Genomic DNA, 556 nt, shown 5'->3' on the forward strand with positions numbered 1-556 from the left:
AAGGCAGCATTCATGGTGTTGGAGCCGATATTATTGCCGGTACAAACCCGATGCAAAGCAATGATGAACAGAGCGGGAATATCACCATGGGAGCAGGTAAAGATATCACCTTTGAAAGTGCGCAAAACACGCAGAGCACAGAAAACCACACGCAAAGCGCTTCAATGAATGTTGGGTATAGTTATGGTACCGGTGGTACAGGGTGGATGGGGAATGCTTCTTTTGGTAAAGGCAAGGGTTCCAGTGAGGAGGTTCACCAGAAGAACAGCCATATTATTGGCACCGGCACAGTTCACACAACGAGTGGGGCAAACACCACATTGGCAGGCGCCGTGGTTTCTGGAGAGCGTGTAGAAATGGAAGTAGGGGGTGATTTTACCGTTGTCAGCCGCAGTGATAAGGGACAAAGCTCCAGCAAGCAAAACTCTGTTTCCATTGGTTATAATAGCCGAGAAAAGGATGGTACAGCCACAACCAATATTTCCTTGAACAAGGATAAATCCTCTAGTGATTATCATAGTGTTGTGGAACAATCAGGCATCAAAGCGGGTGATGG

At 47.3% G+C, this 556-nt stretch carries 1 protein-coding gene; it reads left to right on the forward strand.

The features are described 5' to 3' along the window. On the forward strand, positions 1-556 hold a 556-nt coding region (locus ACFIMU_RS08765), incomplete at both ends, for a hemagglutinin repeat-containing protein (protein ID WP_375697041.1).

It is taken from the genome of Bartonella sp. AC70YNML (assembly GCF_042196545.1).
In the GTDB taxonomy this organism is placed as follows: Bacteria; Pseudomonadota; Alphaproteobacteria; order Rhizobiales; family Rhizobiaceae; genus Bartonella.